This is a genomic window from Marinomonas algarum (assembly GCF_020532605.1).
Taxonomy (GTDB): Bacteria; Pseudomonadota; Gammaproteobacteria; order Pseudomonadales; family Marinomonadaceae; genus Marinomonas; species Marinomonas algarum.
Map to the genome: position 1 here is coordinate 61,588 of NZ_JAJATW010000009.1, position 17,264 is coordinate 78,851.

Consider the following 17,264-nt stretch of genomic DNA (forward strand, 5'->3'; position numbering starts at 1 on the left):
TGGGCGAGGTTCAAAGTCTAACGCGGACAATACCGCTAGTGTACTGGTTGTGTACTTAGCTATTCGATACAGCGTGCTGACTAAATCAATGCCATTTCCAGTTTATGTTTGCGCTTCACCCAATCTGGTAAAGAGCGTTCGAGTAAGCGATAAAACTCTGGGCCGTGGTTGTGGTGCTCTAGGTGACACAGTTCATGAATGATCACGTACTCAATACACTCTTTCGGTGCTTTAATTAAGTTGCGGTTTAAGGTCAGCGTTCCGTTTTTCGATAGGCTGCCCCAACGCTTTTTGAGTTGCATTATTTTAATGGTTGGCTTGTTGTCATCTGAATGTTTGAACTTCTCCCAACAATCAGAAAACACCTTATTTAAATGAAAATCGGCCTTTTCTCGATACCAATCACTCAGTAGTGACTCCACATGGTCTGGTTTACCATTGGCAGACGTTACCCAAAAAAAGCCCGCTTTCAGCACCACACTGTTGTCAGCGCCTACTTCAATTTTTAGCCGATACTTCTTACCAAGATACAAATGGCTTTCACCACTGACGTATTTGCGAGAAGGGGTTCTTGGGTCAAACTGGTCAAAGTAGCGAATTTGACGTTTGATCCACCGAGCACGCTTCTTCACCTTGGCTTCAATGGCCTCACGGTCGGTGCCTTCAGGGGCTTTCACAAAAACTGATTTATCAGGGTGAACTGATATTTCCAGCGACTTGCGTTTAGAAAAAGCCAGCTGAAAGGGGATTTCTCCCCCTCCGTATACAACCGCTAGCTTTTCAGCGCTCTCGGCCTGCTTGATGGTTGACGACATCAAGAATGCCTCCGGTGCTTCGCAACCTGCATGGTTTTCTCAATGATTTCGTCCATTTGCTCTAGGCTCAGCGTCACGCCGTATTGCTCTTTGACTTCGTCATAAAGAAAATCGTCAATATCATTCATCGCCGTTTTTTGAACGTCGGCATCATCCCAAAAATCGACCTTCCAATGAGCATCAATTATCTTTTGTATCGCTAACGATGTTTGTGCCGCAATGGCATCAAGCTGAGCATCATCTAACTCGTTGAGTGTTGCCACTTGCTGAAACTGCGGCTTAATTAAGCCAAAGTAGGCACACGCTTCGTCGTTTTCACGAATGCAATCAGGCATATCATCATGCTGCTTCGTGGCCACTTTGTTACGAATATCAATCACTCGGTTGAGATATTCTAAGTCTGAGATGCGCTTAGCCTTAAAGTCATCAATAGCGGCTTGGATCAGCTTCGAAAACTTCTCATAAAACGCAGGGTCTTCGTCCATATTCTCCGAAATGCTGCGCTTCGTGGCGTGGGCGATGGTGTCCGCTTTTGATGCCGTGGTTTTGGTTTGATAAACCCCTTGCTCTTCTTTCACGGCGGTAAACATTTTTTCATCAAAAATATTTACGGGTTCGTTAAGCTGAGTCACTTCATTAGCCTGAATATGAGTATCCAACAGCTTTTTAATTTTCGGCTCGTAATCGCGATAATCAATCGCCTCAGCGTAACGCAACTTAACCGCTGCCTTTAAGTTCTGAAAACGTTTTAAATCGTTTTTATAGGTTTGTAGCTTTTTCTCATCAGAGCTCATGATGAACTGCTCAGACGATAAAGCGATGGCTAAAGATTTACTGTATGCCGATAAACACTCGTAAAACTCTTCACGCAGCTCGTCATCGGCCAACAACACCTCATAGGCTTCTTCGTCTTTTGAGTTTTTAACGGCTTTAAACAAATCCCACAAGTCAGAGTAACGCTGTGGCAGCTTAAACACTTCTTCATTGATGGAGGTGAGCGTGCCTGCTAAGTCATCTTCGTCAAACCCTTCAAAGGCTTCGTACATGGTTAGGGCTTTATCCAGCTCGCCCAATACGCTGGCATAGTCGATGATATAGCCAAACTCTTTGCCTTCGTAAAGGCGGTTAACCCGAGCGATAGCCTGTAATAGCGTGTGCTCTCGCAGAGTTCGGCATAGATACAGCACGGTGTTGCGCGGCGCATCAAAACCCGTTAACAGCTTATCCACCACAATGAGTATTTCAGGATCATCACCGTATTTAAACTGATTGATGATTTGCTTGGTGTACTCCTCTTCAGAGCCAAAGCGCTTCATCATTTTGTCCCAGAATTTACCTACCTCATCGGTTGGTCCTTCGTCCACTTCGTCGTGACCTTCGCGGGTATCAGGGCCAGAAATTACTACCTCTGTGGTGACGGTGCCAATCTCTTGCAAAAACTGCTGGTACTTTAATGCCGCTGGTTTGCCTGGGGCGACTAGCTGAGCTTTAAAGCCGGTACCTTGCCAGTTAGCACGAAAATGCTCGCTGATATCAAAGGCGCGCATATAAATAGCTTGATCAGATTTGTTTAGCATTTCAGCGCGGGCGTATTTCTTTTTAAGGTCGGCCTTTTGCTCTTTGCTTAAATCGGCGGTGTGGCGCTCAAACCAGAGATCGATAGCCGACTGATTCTGCTCCATCTCAACATGTCGGCCTTCGTACAGCAGTGGCAATACTGCTTCGTCGGCAACCGCTTGTTTAATGGTATAGTGCGGCTCAATCAGGCCACCAAACTTGGCAAAGTTATTCTTTTCTTTTTTAAGTAGTGGCGTACCGGTAAAGCCAAGAAAACAGGCATTGGGCAACATTTGGCGCATTCGGGCCGCCAATGAGCCAAAGTTAGTGCGGTGACTTTCATCGACCAATACAAAAATATCGTGCGACTCATCAACAAACTTCTCGGCCACCCAGCCTTTGTCAAATTTGTGGATCAGTGTGGTGATCAGACCCACTTTGTTTTTCAGGTGCTTCACCAAATTTCGACCAGACGTGGCACGTTCGCGACTTAAACCACAGGCCGCAAAGGTATTGCCCAGTTGTTTATCAAGATCATCCCGGTCGGTAACCAAAATGATTCTTGGATTGATAAGCTGTGGCTCTAGCGCCATAGCGCGGGTGAGCATCACCATGGTAAGCGACTTACCCGAGCCTTGAGTATGCCAAATAACACCACCTTGGCGGTTTTCTGAGCTATTGCCGTTATTGGTCAGGCGCTTAATTCGAGCGATGGTCGCTTTAATCACAAAATATTGTTGATAGCGGGCTACTTTCTTAACGCCACCATCAAACAGGGTAAAGCGATACACCAAATCTAATAAACGCTCTGGGCGGCACAGGCTGTGAATGGCATTGTCTTGTTCCGTTACCAAGCGTTTGCCTTCTGCCTCTAGCGCATCAAAAAACGGCCGTGCGGCAGCAAACTCGCCACTGAATAGCTGTGCTTTAGTGTCTTCGTCTAAAGTGGTATTTATGCCTTTATCGACATCGTCCGGTTTGTCTTCTTGCTCTTTCCACACGCCCCAGAATTTCTTAGGTGTGCCAGCTGTAGCGTATTGGGCGGCGTTTTTATTTACTGCCAACACTTGCTGCACATAAGTAAACAGGCGCGGAATATAATCATCACCCTGGTTACGAATATTTTGTGATACGGCTTGCTCTACATCCACTTTGGGTGATTTACATTCAATCACGCTAAAGGGAATACCATTGACAAACAGGACGATATCGGGGCGCACGGTATCGGTGCTGCGTGCGCGCTCAACCGAGAACTCCGCCACCACATGAAAGCTGTTGTTGCTTGGTTTTTTCCAATCAATGTAATTGAGGGTAAAGCTTTTTGAATCCCCCTCAATGGTTTGCTCCATGGCTGAGCCTAAGGTGATTAAATCGTAAATCGACTCATTGGTTTTTTGCAGGCCATCAAACTTAATATTTTTGAGCTTTTGGATCGCGGTTTGAATGTTCTCTTCGCTAAACAGATACTCGCCACCTTTATAGTTAATGCGATTAATCTTTTTTAGCTGCTGACGTAGCACCCCTTCCAAAATCACATTGGCACTGCGCCCACCCCGTTCGGCCAAAGCCTGCTCAGGGGTGAGGTATTGGTAACCTAAATTGATCAACTGTTGCAGGGCTGGAATTTGCGACAAGTACTTTTCGTTAAACTCGAAGCCCGAAGGCTCCGAGTTTGCTGCGTAATTGACTGGAGGTGTGCTCATGCGACGCTCTCCTTAGAAAGCTCCTGACAAGTCTCCTCAGAGAGGTACTGAGAACTACCAACTTGCCACTCACCAGTAAGCAGCTTTTGCATCAAACCGCGCTTTTGGCTGCGGTATTGTTCTAAGGTCTTTTTGAGTAAGCTGATTTCCTTTTGAGCAAGGTTGAGCTTGTAGGTTACGTCTTTTTGCACGTCCATTGCGGGCAATGGAATATCAATTGCGCCAAGATCTTTAAAACTGACTGTCTCACGTACGCTACCCTGAGCACTGTTCTTAATACGTTGGCGTGCTTCACTTGAATTAAGCCAGTGCAAAAAGTAGTCGCTACATACCTTTTTCGTATCTAGTTTAAACACGACGTACATTGGGCTTAAAATGCCGTTTTCCCAGTCATCAAGACGAGCAATAGAACCTACATTGATTCGAGACGGGTTATAAGCGTATTGGCCTTGTTCAACAACTTTGTAATTTGACACGTTCGCGCTGGCCACGCGTCGCTCAAATTGCTCTTCTGGCAACACAAAGCCACTGTGATTTGTCACGCTTAAAACGCGTTCAATCGTACTGTTTTTGTTGCGTTTAGAAACTTCTGTCATCAAACCAGAAGCTGCCGTGCGTTTATAACCAGCACGGTTGATCAAGTTAGAAGTTAACCACTCAAACTGCTTTTCCTTGGCCGCAATTAACGCCTCCGTTTTTTCGATGGCGTTGTCCCAAGTGGTAAATAACTTATAGATTTCAAGTTGCTCATTTAAAGGCGGCACAAGTATCGGGAGTTTGCTTAAAGTATCTTTATTTAGCTTATAGCGGCTTGCGCCCTGCCTACTAATCAGATGTGTAATATCTCTGTGGTGAAAATAAAGAAAAAACCATTCAGAAGAACACTTTTCTGTTCCTTGGATCAGGTGAGCATGATTGTTAACATTAAACTTTCCATTAACTAAAAGCGTTTGGGCTTTTTGCTCTGGTTTTAAAAAATGATCGCCATCTTCACCAATTAAAGCAAACTGTCCTTCAACTAAATGATGATCGATAAAATCCAATACACCGGTAGGTCCATAATACGGATACGAACCTTGAATCTTAGCCCGTTCTTCGGTTGATAATGGTTTTCTTAAATCATTTCTTATTTTGCAAACCTTACCGACAGTTGTAAGTTTCCAACCAGCAGGAACAGTGTTAATTCGACCTAGTTTTTTGAGCAGATCAGTCTTCATTTTTACCACCCTCCAACTTCTTCTGTGCACGCGCCAACTGGGGAATGCCTTTTTCCGGCGTTGGTAAATCCTCTGGCATGGTGCCGCCCAGCTCTTCAATGGTGGCGCGCACTTTGGCACCTACCTCAAAATGAGTTTGGTTGGAATGGGCTTTATTGCTGACCTGATCGCGCTTTAGTTTCTCTTCCGTTTGCGTGGCACGGAACAGGTTTGCGGCAAGCTCGGTACTGCCCATGTGTTGGTGGGCGACCATATTTCCCACTTGGGAAAAATGGCGTGTTGTGTTTAACATCATTTTTCCTCCTTGGCATCTTTGGGTAGCTCCGCCGCTTTGATCAGGCGTTTTTCATCTGATTTCACTCGGCGTTCTAGCTTTTGTAGGTCTTCTTCAGCAGGCAATTCCTCTGGCTTAATGCCACGTTCTGCGAGCATATCGCGCAGGCTTTTGTTGTTTTGCACGTGTTCATCAGTAATCGACCGTTCACCTTGCAGATCATTTTGACGCACGTTGTGATTGGTGATTTCGGTAGCTAGGTTTTTGGCTGCAATGGTCACCGTCGGCAAAAAGTCAGCCAAAGCACGGCTTTTGGGTACGCTAAGCTTATTCTTCATGCTTAGGGTAGTATTACCGCCAAACAATGCAGCATCACCGCGCGAACGAATGCGGCCGAAGCCTCTATCGTCGACACCGCGCTCATAAATATTTTTAGACAGCTCTGTTTCTGACTCTCGAAGCTTCTCTCGCGCTTGAATGCGATCTTGCAGACGTAGCTGTTCTTCAATGAGCTCTTGCTTGCGCGTTTGCAAAGCAAAGTAGGTTTGAGCAAAGGCAATGGCGTCTTTGCGAGGGTTACCATTCTGCGCAATTAAATAGCAGGCGTAACGAGTGAGCATAATATCGTCAATTTCACGCTCTGCACCCGAGCCAATCACAACCATTTTGTTGACGGCAACAAAATGGTTTTCAACCTTACCGCCACTGTTTTCGCAGGCTTCCTTGGCCTTTTCTATTACTTTTAGAAAGTTACGCCACTCACTGTATTCAAGTAACTCTTGAAGATCGCGCGCGAACCAGTATTCAATGCCTGAATCTTCCCAAGTTTGGGAAATCTGATTAAAGCTCTGGTTCAGTTGAGTGATTAATTCTTGATTCATTCAGCCACCTCCGTTGTGTTGCTTTGCGCCTCGTTAGGCACGATATCCTTTAACAGCGCCGCCATTTTGCTGCGAACCTCGGCAAGTTCGCTTTCAAGGCTAGTGATTTCAGCCTGTACCGCCACAATATCGATCTCGACTTCTTCTTCGAAGGTGTCGACGTAGCGCGGGATATTCAGGTTAAAGTCGTTCTCTTTGATCTCCTCAAAGGTGGCTAAATGGGCGTATTTTTCTACTTCTTCACGGGCTGTTACCGCCGCAACAATTTTGTCTAAGTGCTCATCCAGCAGGATGTTTTGGTTTTTCCCTGCTTGGTAATGGTCTTTGCCGCTGGCATCGACAAACAGTACGTCTTTGCAGTTTTCATTGGCGCCGCCTTTTTCACGGGAGCGGTCAAATATCAGAATTGCCACTGGAATGCCGGTACTTGGGAACAAGTTACCAGGTAAACCGATCACAGCATCTAATAGGTTTTCTTCAATCAGTTGTTGACGAATACGGCCTTCAGCTGCGCCTCTAAACAGCACACCATGAGGCACCACTACGGCAATGCGGCCTTCTTTTTCAACGGCGGCTTCAACCATATGGCTGATAAAGGCAAAGTCGGCTTTTGATTTAGGTGGTAGCCCGCGCCAGTAGCGGTTGTATCTGTCGGATTCAACGTCTTCTGAACCCCATTTGTCGAGTGAAAACGGAGGGTTGGCAACCACGTTATCAAACTTCATCAGTCTGTCATTTTCGACCAGCGCTGGAGAGGTGAGGGTGTTACACCATTCGATACGAGCAGAATCTGAGCCGTGCAAGAACATATTCATACGCGCAAGCGCCCAGGTACTGCCGTTGACTTCCATGCCGTAGAGTGAGTAATTGCGGTCGCCCACTTGGCGTGCGGCTTCAATCAATAAACCGGCTGAGCCACAGGCAGGGTCACAAATACGCGCCCCCGATTTTGGTGCGGACAGACGGGCTACTAGCTCAGAGACTTTATGGGGGGTGTAGAATTCACCGGCTTTTTTACCTGCATCGGAACCAAAGCGCTCAATAAGGTAGATATAAGTATTACCAATCACATCTTCAGACACGCGCGACGGGCTCATGTCGAGTGCGGGCTTGTTGAAGTCGTCCAGCAAGGTTTTTAGGCGGCGGTTGCGGTCTTTGGTTTTACCCAAATTGGCTTCGCTGTTGAAGTCGATGTTACGGAATACGCCTTCTAACTTGGCTTTGTTCGCGGTTTCAATATGCTCTAAAACAATGTTGATCAACTCGCCAATGTTGGGTTCGTTTTTACGCTCTAACAATGAATAGTAGTTGGCCAAAAAGGTATCGGTAACGACGGTTTTTTTCTCTTTGGTTGCTGGATCTTCAACTTCTTCTGTCAGTTCAACCATTGGCAGTACAAAACGCTCGCGCTCAAGCTTACGTCTGATACGGACATCGTCGTCACCGTACTGCTTTTTATATTCTGCGTAGTGATCATTCCACACATCGGAGATGTATTTTACGAACAGCATTACTAGGATATAGTCTTTGTATTGCGCAGGGTCTACCGCGCCACGGAAAGTATCGCATGCAGCCCATGCTGCATTGTTGATGTCTTTTTGTTGAATCTTGTCGTTCATATCTTTAGTCATATAAATTCCTCAAATCTGGTCAGTGTCATAAAGCGGGGCAGGCTATACCGATAGCGCCCCGCTAGCTGTAAGTTAAAAGGTTAAGAATCGAGTACGGCTGATTGAGTCCAGGTAATCGACCGCCCAAATGGAGGGTAAATCGATGTACTGTCCTTTATGGTGTACCGTGCAATGACTTCACCTTGCTCGTTTAGCTCTTCACATTCATAGGTATCAGTGTCTTGGCCTTTTCGTTGCGACCACTGACTACTTACGATGTTGAGGGTATGCGATTCAGGTACACCTATTTTCTTTTTGTATTCATCACTCATAAGGGCTCCTATCCTTTAATGTCTTTTGGGTCGTTACCGTGGCTATCTTTGCGTTGTATCTGGCCGTCTTTGCCATGTACAACAAGCTCAGAACCTTCGCGCTTGCTTTGCTCGCGCGCCGCAGCTTCGGCCTCTCGTTTGGTGCTGTGTACGCTTGAAGCGCGTTCGGCACCGCCTTTTTTGTTCGCCCATCCATCAGGATGTGGTACGACATGTCGGGTATTGCCCTTGCTTGATGATGTATTCTTTGCCATAATTTCGGCTCCTGTTTTTTGAAATGAAACGTGGATTAAAGTTTTGCTAAAAGTGCTGTCACACTTTCGGCTCGTCTAAACCCAGTAACTGTCATTACTGGGTATTCATTGCTAAATTCATTAATATTGCGTCAGTTAACACCTCCTTTTTCTTTGCTAATGCATTCATTAGCTTCTGTTCGTTGATGGATAATTGGTAAATCTCAATGATCTTTTTCTGCACATCGAGACTAGGGACGACTATCTCCAGATCCTCAAGTGCAGGTTTGCCAATCATTCTTACCGCCGTTCCGGTTGCCTTACTTTGCAATACTGCTTGTGAAGTCGGTTGATTAATAAACCAGCATAAATACGCTGGCATAACCGAATCACTTTCAACCCGAATTCGCAACAGTGGTGCAGCAATAACAGCATCACTCAACTCATGATCAATCAACGCTGCCGTATTAGTTTGACCTCTAGAGCGAAATGCTAAGTCGTTATGCTTAACTCTGTGATGATCCTTCAAATCTTGCATAGCAATCTGCACTAGCTCTTGGGCATTTAGTCGGTTATCTTCGGTTAAATCCTTCATCTGTATAACAGAGATATTTCCATTAGTGTCTGGTTCAAGCTTTGACCTAAAAGAGTGTCCCATCTGTACAGAGGCAATTTTTTTCAAATTAACTTTCATTGTCACCTCAAATGCGTTGTAATGGCGTTTCTGCAACTTGTGAGTAAGCTTAAGCTGAGATCCTCAAGTTGTCAAATGTTTATTTTGCAAAAACGTCGTTACTGTAAAGTTGTTTTCCGTGTGGCGTTTGGAAATGCTTGAATTGACCGGATACCTGGCTGTAATGAGAGGGTTGAGTGGTCGTTGCCTGGTACCGACATTTATGTCGGTACCAGGTATCTTGCTGATAAAAAATAGTTAAATATTAAGAGACATATAATCAAGCTGGTAGAGCTGTACAAAACGCAACCATCTGGAAATTCCGAATAGTTCAAAGTGAAGCCTGAGTAAAAGCCTAGCGAACAACGGTCTAGCCAAAAATATTGAGTTATTTGACTTTTTGATATTAAAATCGCTCTAACAACACCCCTCCCGCTACCCGTTAGATCAGCGCCCTGTGAGGGGTTACTCTTTTTTAAGGGTTGGTGTCGTTTTCAGGCTTATGATTTTGGAGTGGCAATTTGTCACTTGTTGGTACCCTCATCATTGAGGGCACCAAAACTTGCTTTAATCCACACATCATTCTCCGGTCCACAAAGGTGGTGCAGCAGCGCTATATTGATTTGGTGGCTGATCACGTTGCCATTTCGTTTTTGGCTCTCTTTTCTCAAACCTCTCAGTAATAACCCCGTACATGATTTGCCCATTTGCTCCGGCGAACTGGGCAGGCAAAAGGCGCGATTTTGCTGTTTGGGGTGCAAGGTAGTGCGTTTTCCTGTTTTAGATAAAGGCGTGATGCACCAAAAAATACAGGTGTTGGCCGGTGTGTTTGCTTGCAATTGCAATGTTCTAGTTTGGCTCGTGCCATCCTCATATACCGGTAAAAAATGTGCCGGTAACAAAACCAACCCACCTTGCGCGTGGCCATCAACCTCAGGTAAAGGCAGCCAATACAGGTTTGGCCATTGCTCGGGGCTTTGCCACTTTTCTACGATCACTTGTGTGCCAATGCTGTTCAGCCATTGGTGAATCGGGCAGCCTGGGTGTGCTTGTTTAACGCGCGGTAACTGATAGGCCAGCCATCGGGTTAAACGTTCGGCGGCATTATCGCACTGGCTTAGTGCTGGGTAGAGGGTAAACGCGCCATGTCCAACCAGTAACGCGACCACCTGCTGTATCCATTCTCTATCCCAATCGTTAACACTTGCCCATAACACGTCACTTATCACCTTGTTGTTTTTTAATGACACCTATTTTCAGTGGTCGGGTGCAGACTCAGTGGTGAATTAGATGAAAGAAATGGCCATCAAACTAACCAGTCAAATCGGTTTGTCCTGATTGACCTGTGCGCGGCTAACTGTTTGATATACATAGTCCAATACGGCGCTGTTTGGCGGCATTTGGCTAGTGCAAAAAAATCGAGACGCCAAACGATCGTTTGCATTCTGGGTTTAAAAAATCAAACGGTTTGTACTTTGATGCCGAGGTTGGTTTAGGGTAAAAAAAGTGCCAAACCTTGCTTTGATCCAGTAATGGCAAGGCCTACCAGCGTTGGATTTCAATCGAGAAGCCAAACAGTAAATGGGCTAATTTCCCTGTTTGGCGTTTCGATCCAAAAGCCAAACGGATAGTGGTTTTGGCGTATGGGGGTAAAGGCATGGGGAAGTGTTTAATGAAGTGTTGCTGTTTATTTTGGCTTGGTATTTGATAAAGGGACGTTTTCTAACTTCAGTGAAGGTTGCTTGTTACTGTTGTCATCAATGTACTCAAGGGCGTACCCCATAGCCTTGTAGCTTTTCTCGCGTTTTTTAAACATGCGTTGCAGCATAGGGAGGGCGCAGTCCACATAGTCGTGAATGGTGACTTGTGTTTTTCCTTCCGATTCACGATGAATTCGACCGGCATATTGGGCCAATGTACCTTTCCATGCGATTGGCATGGCCAAAAACAACGTATCCAGTCTTGGTAGGTCAAACCCTTCACCCACATATTTTCCTGTTGCGACGACAACTTGAGCCGATTGCAGATGATTGTCAGCATTCTTGCGTTCGGCAGCTTTCATGGCGCCTTTGAGTACGACAGTGCTTATACCCATCTTGGTAAGTTGTGAGTGTATGTACTCTGCGTGCTCTCTACGCTCTGTAAGGACTAACGGGTGTCCACCATTTTGAACACACTGAGAGGCGTCTGAGACAATTTTTGAAGTGCGCTGTCCATTATCGGCGAGCCAGCGATAGGCATCGCTTATTTTTGGGCGCTCATCTGTTTTTATTAGCTCAGCTGGCGGTATATCGTAGAACTGATGAATCATTACGGTTTGAGTAAATTGCTCATCAGGGCTTTGTTTCACTTTATAGCGAATGGGCCCTGCCGCCATAAAAATGATCTTCTGATGGCCATCTTGTCGCTCTGGCGTTGCTGTTAGGCCCAATACATATTTTGCTCTTACCTCGTTGAGTACCATTTCAAACCTTGGCGCAGACAGATGGTGGCATTCATCAACAATAATGTGGCCGTAGTCTTGGATGAGAGGCGTGATGGAATTGTCTTTTTTATTAACCAAGCTTTGGTAGGTGGCAATGTCGATAATGCCACTCGGCTTTCTTTTACCCCCGCCTATACTGCCAATGTTTACTTCTGGTAGGAACGTGCGTAATCGCGCTTGCCACTGTTCAAGCAGTTGTCGGCTATGAACCAGTATTAGGGTATTTACTTTGCGTTTTACGATCATGCCGATGGCAGTAACCGTTTTTCCAAATGCGGTCGGCGCATGCAAAATACCGAAGTCATGTTTAGATATTGCGGCCACTGCGTCTCGCTGGTTCTTTCGTAAAGTGAACTCGGGGGTAAGTTTTAATAATGGTCTGCCGATTTCACGCTTATCGTCAAACAGTGGCGAAATATTGTGCTCTTGTAGCAAAGCAATCGCGTCATCGAGACAGCCTCGCGGTAGTGCTAGATAACCGTTTTCAATACGAGCACAGGAAATAAACCTCGGAATGCCATGGGTTGAAAAGCGCAACGCTTGTGTTTTAAAAAACACAGGATTAGAAAAACTAGCTAATCGCTTTAGTCCTGCCAGTAGTGGCCCTGGTAACTCGCTTATCAAAAAGTAGATATGGTTGGCCAAGGTAATGGTCACGGTTTTCGGCAAAGACTCTAATTTTATTGGTGCGGCTTTGGCTGTGATTTCCCAAGGAGGGCGGTTGTCTATTAGACCTTGTTCGGACAGTAATAGGGTATTGGGTGAAATGGTTGTTATGAGTTGATCAATACTCGATTGCGTGAGCGTTTTAAGCTCAGCAAGGTACTGCCATTGATCGTCAATCGCATTCAGTTCACTGTCAACAAAGCAGCTACGGCCTGAAAGGCGAGCCTCCTTTTGAAGTGGTAGCGCAATGAGATTGCCAAACCCTCCTTCAGGAAGGACATCTTGGTTAGGAAATAGCCTGTCATAGGAGTCAAACGATAGATTTGGAAATATTTCCATGGCCTTATCAAGCAAAGCGAAACCCAGTGCCCGAGCTTGGTTAGCTGGGATATTGGTTTCAAAAAAGATCCATAAGTGCGCTCCGTTGCCAGAACGCGAGATTTCTATCGCGTGCGGAATATCAAACTCTTGGCACGCTTTAGACATTGCTTTGACTTCTTCTTGCCAACAGCCTTTGTCAAAATCGGCTGCCAACAAATAGCACGTATTATCTTTCAGTAAGGGATACAGCCCCACCACTTGATGACCGGCAAGGTGCCTGTAAATAATGCGCTTGTTTAGTTCGCTAAACTTGCGGTGTGAACAGTCTTGGCATTTAATGCGGGGTTTGTTGCAAACCCCGTTTACCCATTCATTATCACAGGCTACGGAATAGCCACTGCGGCCCTGTTGATTTTGCCAACGATTGGCAAAGATATCCTCTCGTCCACGAAATCGTTGTCTGAATAGGGCGACCTTTTGTTCTGGCGTGAATGTCTGTACTGAACGCTCGTTTTGAGCGCTACGCAAAGCCTCTCTTAATGCGAGAAGCTGCTGCTTTTCGTTTTCAAGCTCAGCTAGCCTGTTATCAATAGCAGAAATGTTTGGGTAGCGAGCGTCATTCATAACAAACTAATTTTGATTCGCAGCGCTATGAAGCGCGAACTTGCGGTGGCTTGATCAGTGACTCTGCTGGAATACCTAACCCTTCATGAAGTTTCCAAATCATTTTTAGCGTGAGTGATCGCTTATGGTTTAGGATTTCATAAACACGATTGCTTTTACCTATCATGGGTTCAAGATCTTTAACCGTTAAGCCTTTGCGCTCCATCTCAAACTTTATTGCCTCAACAGGGTCTGGCAAATCCATTGGGAAATGCTTTGCTTCGTAGGCTTCAACTAACGTAACCAAAATGTCCAGCTTTTCGCCTTCGACGGTATCAGGCTCCGCCATCATTAGGTTTTCGATGTCGTTTAATGCCGCGCGGTAGTCGGCATCTGTTTTAATAGGTCTAATGTCCATTATATTTACCTCTTGTTACTACCTCTTGGCTTTAAATCGTTTGCACATCAATTTTTTATTCGGCTCGTCCATGAGCCTTACCCCTCGGGCTCGCGTTGCTCATGAAAATTCGTTCCCGACGAATTTTTCGTATTGCGCATGGCTGCCGATAAACCGTATGTAAACCACCTTGTAGGCATAATTGATCCAAACGACTAATCGGTATTTATTACCGGCAATGTTAAACACGACACGCCCATCTTTGAGGATGCTGGCATTTCTAAAGTCCTGTTTCATATCCGACGGTGATCCCCAATCAGCGTTTAATGCATGCCTATACCACGCTAAAGTTGGCTCTTTCGCGTCAATGTATTCTGGGCTGTCTTCCCAAAATGTTTTTAAGGTTGATAGTGCGATAATTCTCATAAACAGATGTTAGTCCCATATTGGGACTTTTGCAAGTTTGGCATTTTTGATGCGGTTAGGAGTTCTTACCGCATCCCCGATTGCCCCATTCCTTGGGGCAGTTTAATATCCTCTTATTCACCCTCTAAAGCTTGTGGTATCAAGTGTTGCCCCATTGTCCCAAATGCCCACGGTAAGTGAGTAAATGGGGGCTGCTAGTTTCGCCTGATGGGCTTTTTCGGCATGCGGCTGCGTTTGCCATCGAAGAAGGCCAATACTCTGAACCAATAGAGTGATTCTTCATAACCTAGGCTATGCGTTGGGCGTGCAGGCGGTATGAGCCCCAGTTTGCGTCCTAGGCTGACAATCACGTAGAACGTGAGTTTTAACGTCAGCCAAGGAGCGAGTACCACGAGTACCCTCAGGCAATGCTGGGTAAGTGCGTAGCCTACGCCATGAGGTTGTTCGAGTAAGGCAATGCCAATACACCAACCAAGGCCTGCCAGCATGGCTATTGGAAAGGTAATGGGGGCGAGTCGCATCATAAATTGCATGTTAATGCCCTCCTGCGTGCTGTTGCGAATGTGGCTCAAAGTTCACCAGTGGCTCAACTACATCAGCCACGGTTTGATGGGCAATTCGGCGCTCTTCAAAGTAATCGTGGCGGTCGTAGATACCCTCAACGCCTTTTAGCTTATGGTTAAGACAGCGTTCGGCCACATTGCCTGCAATGCCCAAAGAGGCGGCAAGGCTGCGAAAGGTGCGGCGCAGATCGTGTACGGTGAAGTGTTCAAGTTTGCCCATTTTATTGGGAGGCTGTTTTTTGCGCCCTGGCTCGCGACCAAAGAGTTTAGAAATGGCGCGGTTTAGCGTATCTGGCCCCATATGTGGACGATGGCTTGCTCGTCTGGCTGGGAAAACATAAGGTGAGCCACAAGCGCGGATTTGCAGCTCGTTAAACCAGGCAATGGCTTGGCGTGGTAAGGGAATGCTGATTGGCACGCCAGTTTTACTGCGTTCTTTGGGCAGATCCCATACGCCCGTGGTTAAATCCATTTCACGCCACATGGCTTCGCACAGTTCGCTTTTGCGCACGCCCAATACCAAAAACAGGCAGCAAGCGAGGTAGTTGTCGCGGCCAAAGCTATTGATATGGGTATGAAACACGCTAAAGGCGTAGTGAATTTCCTCTTTGCTGAGCATCCTGTCTTTACTGGACTCCACACCACCGGCATCGTCCACGGTAAATGCTGCGGCGGGGTTGTTCAGCGTTAAGTCGAGCTTTATCGCATGTCGAAACAGCTGCTTCATGTACATCAAGGTATCGTTGGCAATGGTAGGACGGTTACTTTCTCGAATGCGCTCTAATACTTCGCGTACGTCACGTGCGGTCACCTCAGCAATACACTTTATGCCAATGACTGGGCTTATGTCTTTGGTGTAAACCCGATACGGAATCTTGGGATGCTTAAGTCGTCTACTCAGATCGGTTCGATACCAGTCATGAAACAGTTGATCCACGGTTTCAATGTCAGGTAACTCGATTTTCTGTTTTTCCAGAAGAGGATCTATGCCGTCACGTACTTCCTTTCGAAAGTATGCGGCGGCAATTCTGGCGTCTGCCAACGACATTAAAGGAAATTGCCCCAAGGTTGCTTCTCGTCTTCCTTTGGCTGTGGTGTAGCGGATCATCCAGTAAGGCGAGCCTTGTTTGCGGACGCAAAAGTATAACCCTTCACCATCTGAATATTTTTTTGGGTCGGCTTTGCTGTATGCAATAACCTGTTTTGCTGTGAGTTTTCCCATGTTTACTCCATAGTTGCTGAAATAATGGAGGGGGCAATAATGGCTGCCCACCACCGATTTGCTTATTGAATCAGCAGCTAACCTGTTGTGGTGGCGAGTTAAATGCGAAAATTGGGTAACTTACTGCCCACCAATTTGCTCACCGCAAAATGCTTATTGAGCAAAAATGAGGGGACTGCCCACCATTCTGCCCACCACTAAACAGGTAGTTGGTAACGGACATCTGCAAACCGATTTGGACGGGAAAAATAAAAAAGCCCTGTATTTACAAGCAAATAACAGGGCTTCTAAGACATTCTTGGACGGGTAAAAAAACTATTCGATATTTTGGATCTGCTCTCTCATTTGTTCAATCAATACCTTCAGTTCCACAGCGCTTTGAGTGGTTTCAACCACGATAGATTTCGATGATAGGGTGTTGGCTTCGCGGTTGAGTTCTTGCATTAAGAAATCGAGTCGACGGCCAATAGGGCCTTTTTGTTGCATCTGACGGCGCACTTCCTTAGTGTGGGTCGCGAGGCGATCGAGTTCCTCAGCCACGTCGGCTTTTTGTGCTAGAACAACAATTTCCGCCTCAACACGCATGGGGTCAAGTTCCACTTTCGCCGCGGCCAATTTATCCAATAAGTTTTGTTTTTGCGCGGCAATGATCTCTGGTAGTTTCGCCTGCACTTCTACCACAATGGCGTCGATCGCATCCAAACGTTGTTCAATAATGTCCTTTAATTCCGCGCCTTCACGCAAGCGCACCTGAATCAGCTCTTCAACCGCCTGATGGAATAAGTCTACGACCGCTTTTTTGATCTTATCGAAGTCGGTACTTTCTTCGCTCAAAATCCCCGGCCACTTCAAGATATCCAACGGATTGGCTGGATCAAGGTCTTTAAACCAAGTGCCAAGAGAATCAATGGCCGACGCCAATGCTTGCGCGTTTTCAGGGTTAATTGTGAGACCCGTAGCGGCTTTATCGACCGCTTGAAAGCGCAACTGACACTCGAGTTTGCCGCGATTAAGTTTCTTGCGTAGCACATCACGAAAAGCAAATTCCAACTCGCGAAAATTCTCTGGCAAACGGAAATTAGGCTCTAGATAGCGTTGGTTTACCGAGCGCACTTCCCAGCTAATGCTGCCCCAGTCGTATACAGCTTCTTGGCGTGAAAAGGCGGTCATGCTTGCAGTCATATTGAGTTCCTAAGGTGAGGCAAATTGAAAGATGAAAAAACAATATTGTAGCCTAACCCCACCGGCTTCAACAGAGCCCGCTTCTAAGGGGGTTTTGTTCTATC

The 17,264-nt window shown here is 46.1% G+C and carries 16 protein-coding genes; all 16 read right to left on the reverse strand.

Annotated elements, in window-relative coordinates:
* Window positions 1-80: 80 nt before the first annotated feature.
* The 16 genes from LG368_RS07560 to LG368_RS07635 all read right to left on the reverse strand — a co-directional run bounded on the left by LG368_RS07560 (window position 81) and on the right by LG368_RS07635 (window position 17,160).
* Complete coding sequence (locus tag LG368_RS07560; RefSeq protein ID WP_226754124.1) at window positions 81-815, reverse strand: M48 family metallopeptidase; 735 nt, start codon at window positions 813-815, stop codon at window positions 81-83.
* Window positions 815-4,075, reverse strand: a complete 3,261-nt coding sequence (locus LG368_RS07565; RefSeq protein ID WP_226754125.1) for a type I restriction endonuclease subunit R — start codon at window positions 4,073-4,075, stop codon at window positions 815-817. The genes LG368_RS07560 and LG368_RS07565 overlap by 1 nt, the downstream gene beginning before the upstream one ends.
* Entirely contained in the window at window positions 4,072-5,292 is a 1,221-nt protein-coding gene (locus LG368_RS07570) for a restriction endonuclease subunit S (RefSeq protein ID WP_226754126.1), read from the reverse strand. Before LG368_RS07570 ends, LG368_RS07565 begins: the two co-directional genes overlap by 4 nt.
* Window positions 5,282-5,587, reverse strand: coding sequence for a DNA-damage-inducible protein D (locus tag LG368_RS07575; protein WP_226754127.1), 306 nt, complete (start codon window positions 5,585-5,587; stop codon window positions 5,282-5,284). The genes LG368_RS07570 and LG368_RS07575 overlap by 11 nt, the downstream gene beginning before the upstream one ends.
* Window positions 5,584-6,447 (reverse strand): DNA damage-inducible protein D, encoded by an 864-nt coding sequence (dinD, locus tag LG368_RS07580; protein WP_226754128.1) that lies wholly within the window; start codon window positions 6,445-6,447, stop codon window positions 5,584-5,586. The genes LG368_RS07575 and dinD overlap by 4 nt, the downstream gene beginning before the upstream one ends.
* The gene (locus LG368_RS07585) at window positions 6,444-8,078 is read right to left on the reverse strand and encodes a type I restriction-modification system subunit M (RefSeq protein ID WP_226754129.1); all 1,635 of its coding nucleotides are present in this window, start codon (window positions 8,076-8,078) and stop codon (window positions 6,444-6,446) included. The genes dinD and LG368_RS07585 overlap by 4 nt, the downstream gene beginning before the upstream one ends.
* 80 nt (window positions 8,079-8,158) lie before the next feature.
* Entirely contained in the window at window positions 8,159-8,389 is a 231-nt protein-coding gene (locus LG368_RS07590; protein WP_005085357.1) for a hypothetical protein, read from the reverse strand.
* 8 nt (window positions 8,390-8,397) lie between these two features.
* Window positions 8,398-8,643 (reverse strand): DUF2188 domain-containing protein, encoded by a 246-nt coding sequence (locus tag LG368_RS07595; RefSeq protein ID WP_005085359.1) that lies wholly within the window; start codon window positions 8,641-8,643, stop codon window positions 8,398-8,400.
* A gap of 94 nt (window positions 8,644-8,737) precedes the next feature.
* Window positions 8,738-9,316 (reverse strand): restriction endonuclease subunit S, encoded by a 579-nt coding sequence (locus LG368_RS07600; RefSeq protein WP_226754130.1) that lies wholly within the window; start codon window positions 9,314-9,316, stop codon window positions 8,738-8,740.
* Between the two features lie 503 nt (window positions 9,317-9,819).
* Window positions 9,820-10,512: a hypothetical protein gene (locus tag LG368_RS07605; protein WP_226754131.1), complete on the reverse strand. Its 693-nt coding sequence runs from the start codon at window positions 10,510-10,512 to the stop codon at window positions 9,820-9,822.
* Between the two features lie 470 nt (window positions 10,513-10,982).
* Complete coding sequence (locus LG368_RS07610; RefSeq protein ID WP_226754132.1) at window positions 10,983-13,391, reverse strand: TOTE conflict system archaeo-eukaryotic primase domain-containing protein; 2,409 nt, start codon at window positions 13,389-13,391, stop codon at window positions 10,983-10,985.
* Between the two features lie 25 nt (window positions 13,392-13,416).
* Window positions 13,417-13,788 (reverse strand): helix-turn-helix domain-containing protein, encoded by a 372-nt coding sequence (locus LG368_RS07615; protein WP_000354815.1) that lies wholly within the window; start codon window positions 13,786-13,788, stop codon window positions 13,417-13,419.
* Between the two features lie 99 nt (window positions 13,789-13,887).
* The gene (locus tag LG368_RS07620) at window positions 13,888-14,193 is read right to left on the reverse strand and encodes a type II toxin-antitoxin system HigB family toxin (protein ID WP_226754133.1); all 306 of its coding nucleotides are present in this window, start codon (window positions 14,191-14,193) and stop codon (window positions 13,888-13,890) included.
* 194 nt (window positions 14,194-14,387) lie between these two features.
* Complete coding sequence (locus LG368_RS07625) at window positions 14,388-14,726, reverse strand: hypothetical protein (protein ID WP_226754134.1); 339 nt, start codon at window positions 14,724-14,726, stop codon at window positions 14,388-14,390.
* 1 nt (window position 14,727) lies between these two features.
* Window positions 14,728-15,978: a tyrosine-type recombinase/integrase gene (locus LG368_RS07630; protein ID WP_226754135.1), complete on the reverse strand. Its 1,251-nt coding sequence runs from the start codon at window positions 15,976-15,978 to the stop codon at window positions 14,728-14,730.
* 315 nt (window positions 15,979-16,293) lie between these two features.
* Entirely contained in the window at window positions 16,294-17,160 is an 867-nt protein-coding gene (locus LG368_RS07635; protein WP_226754136.1) for a YicC/YloC family endoribonuclease, read from the reverse strand.
* Window positions 17,161-17,264 lie beyond the last annotated feature (104 nt).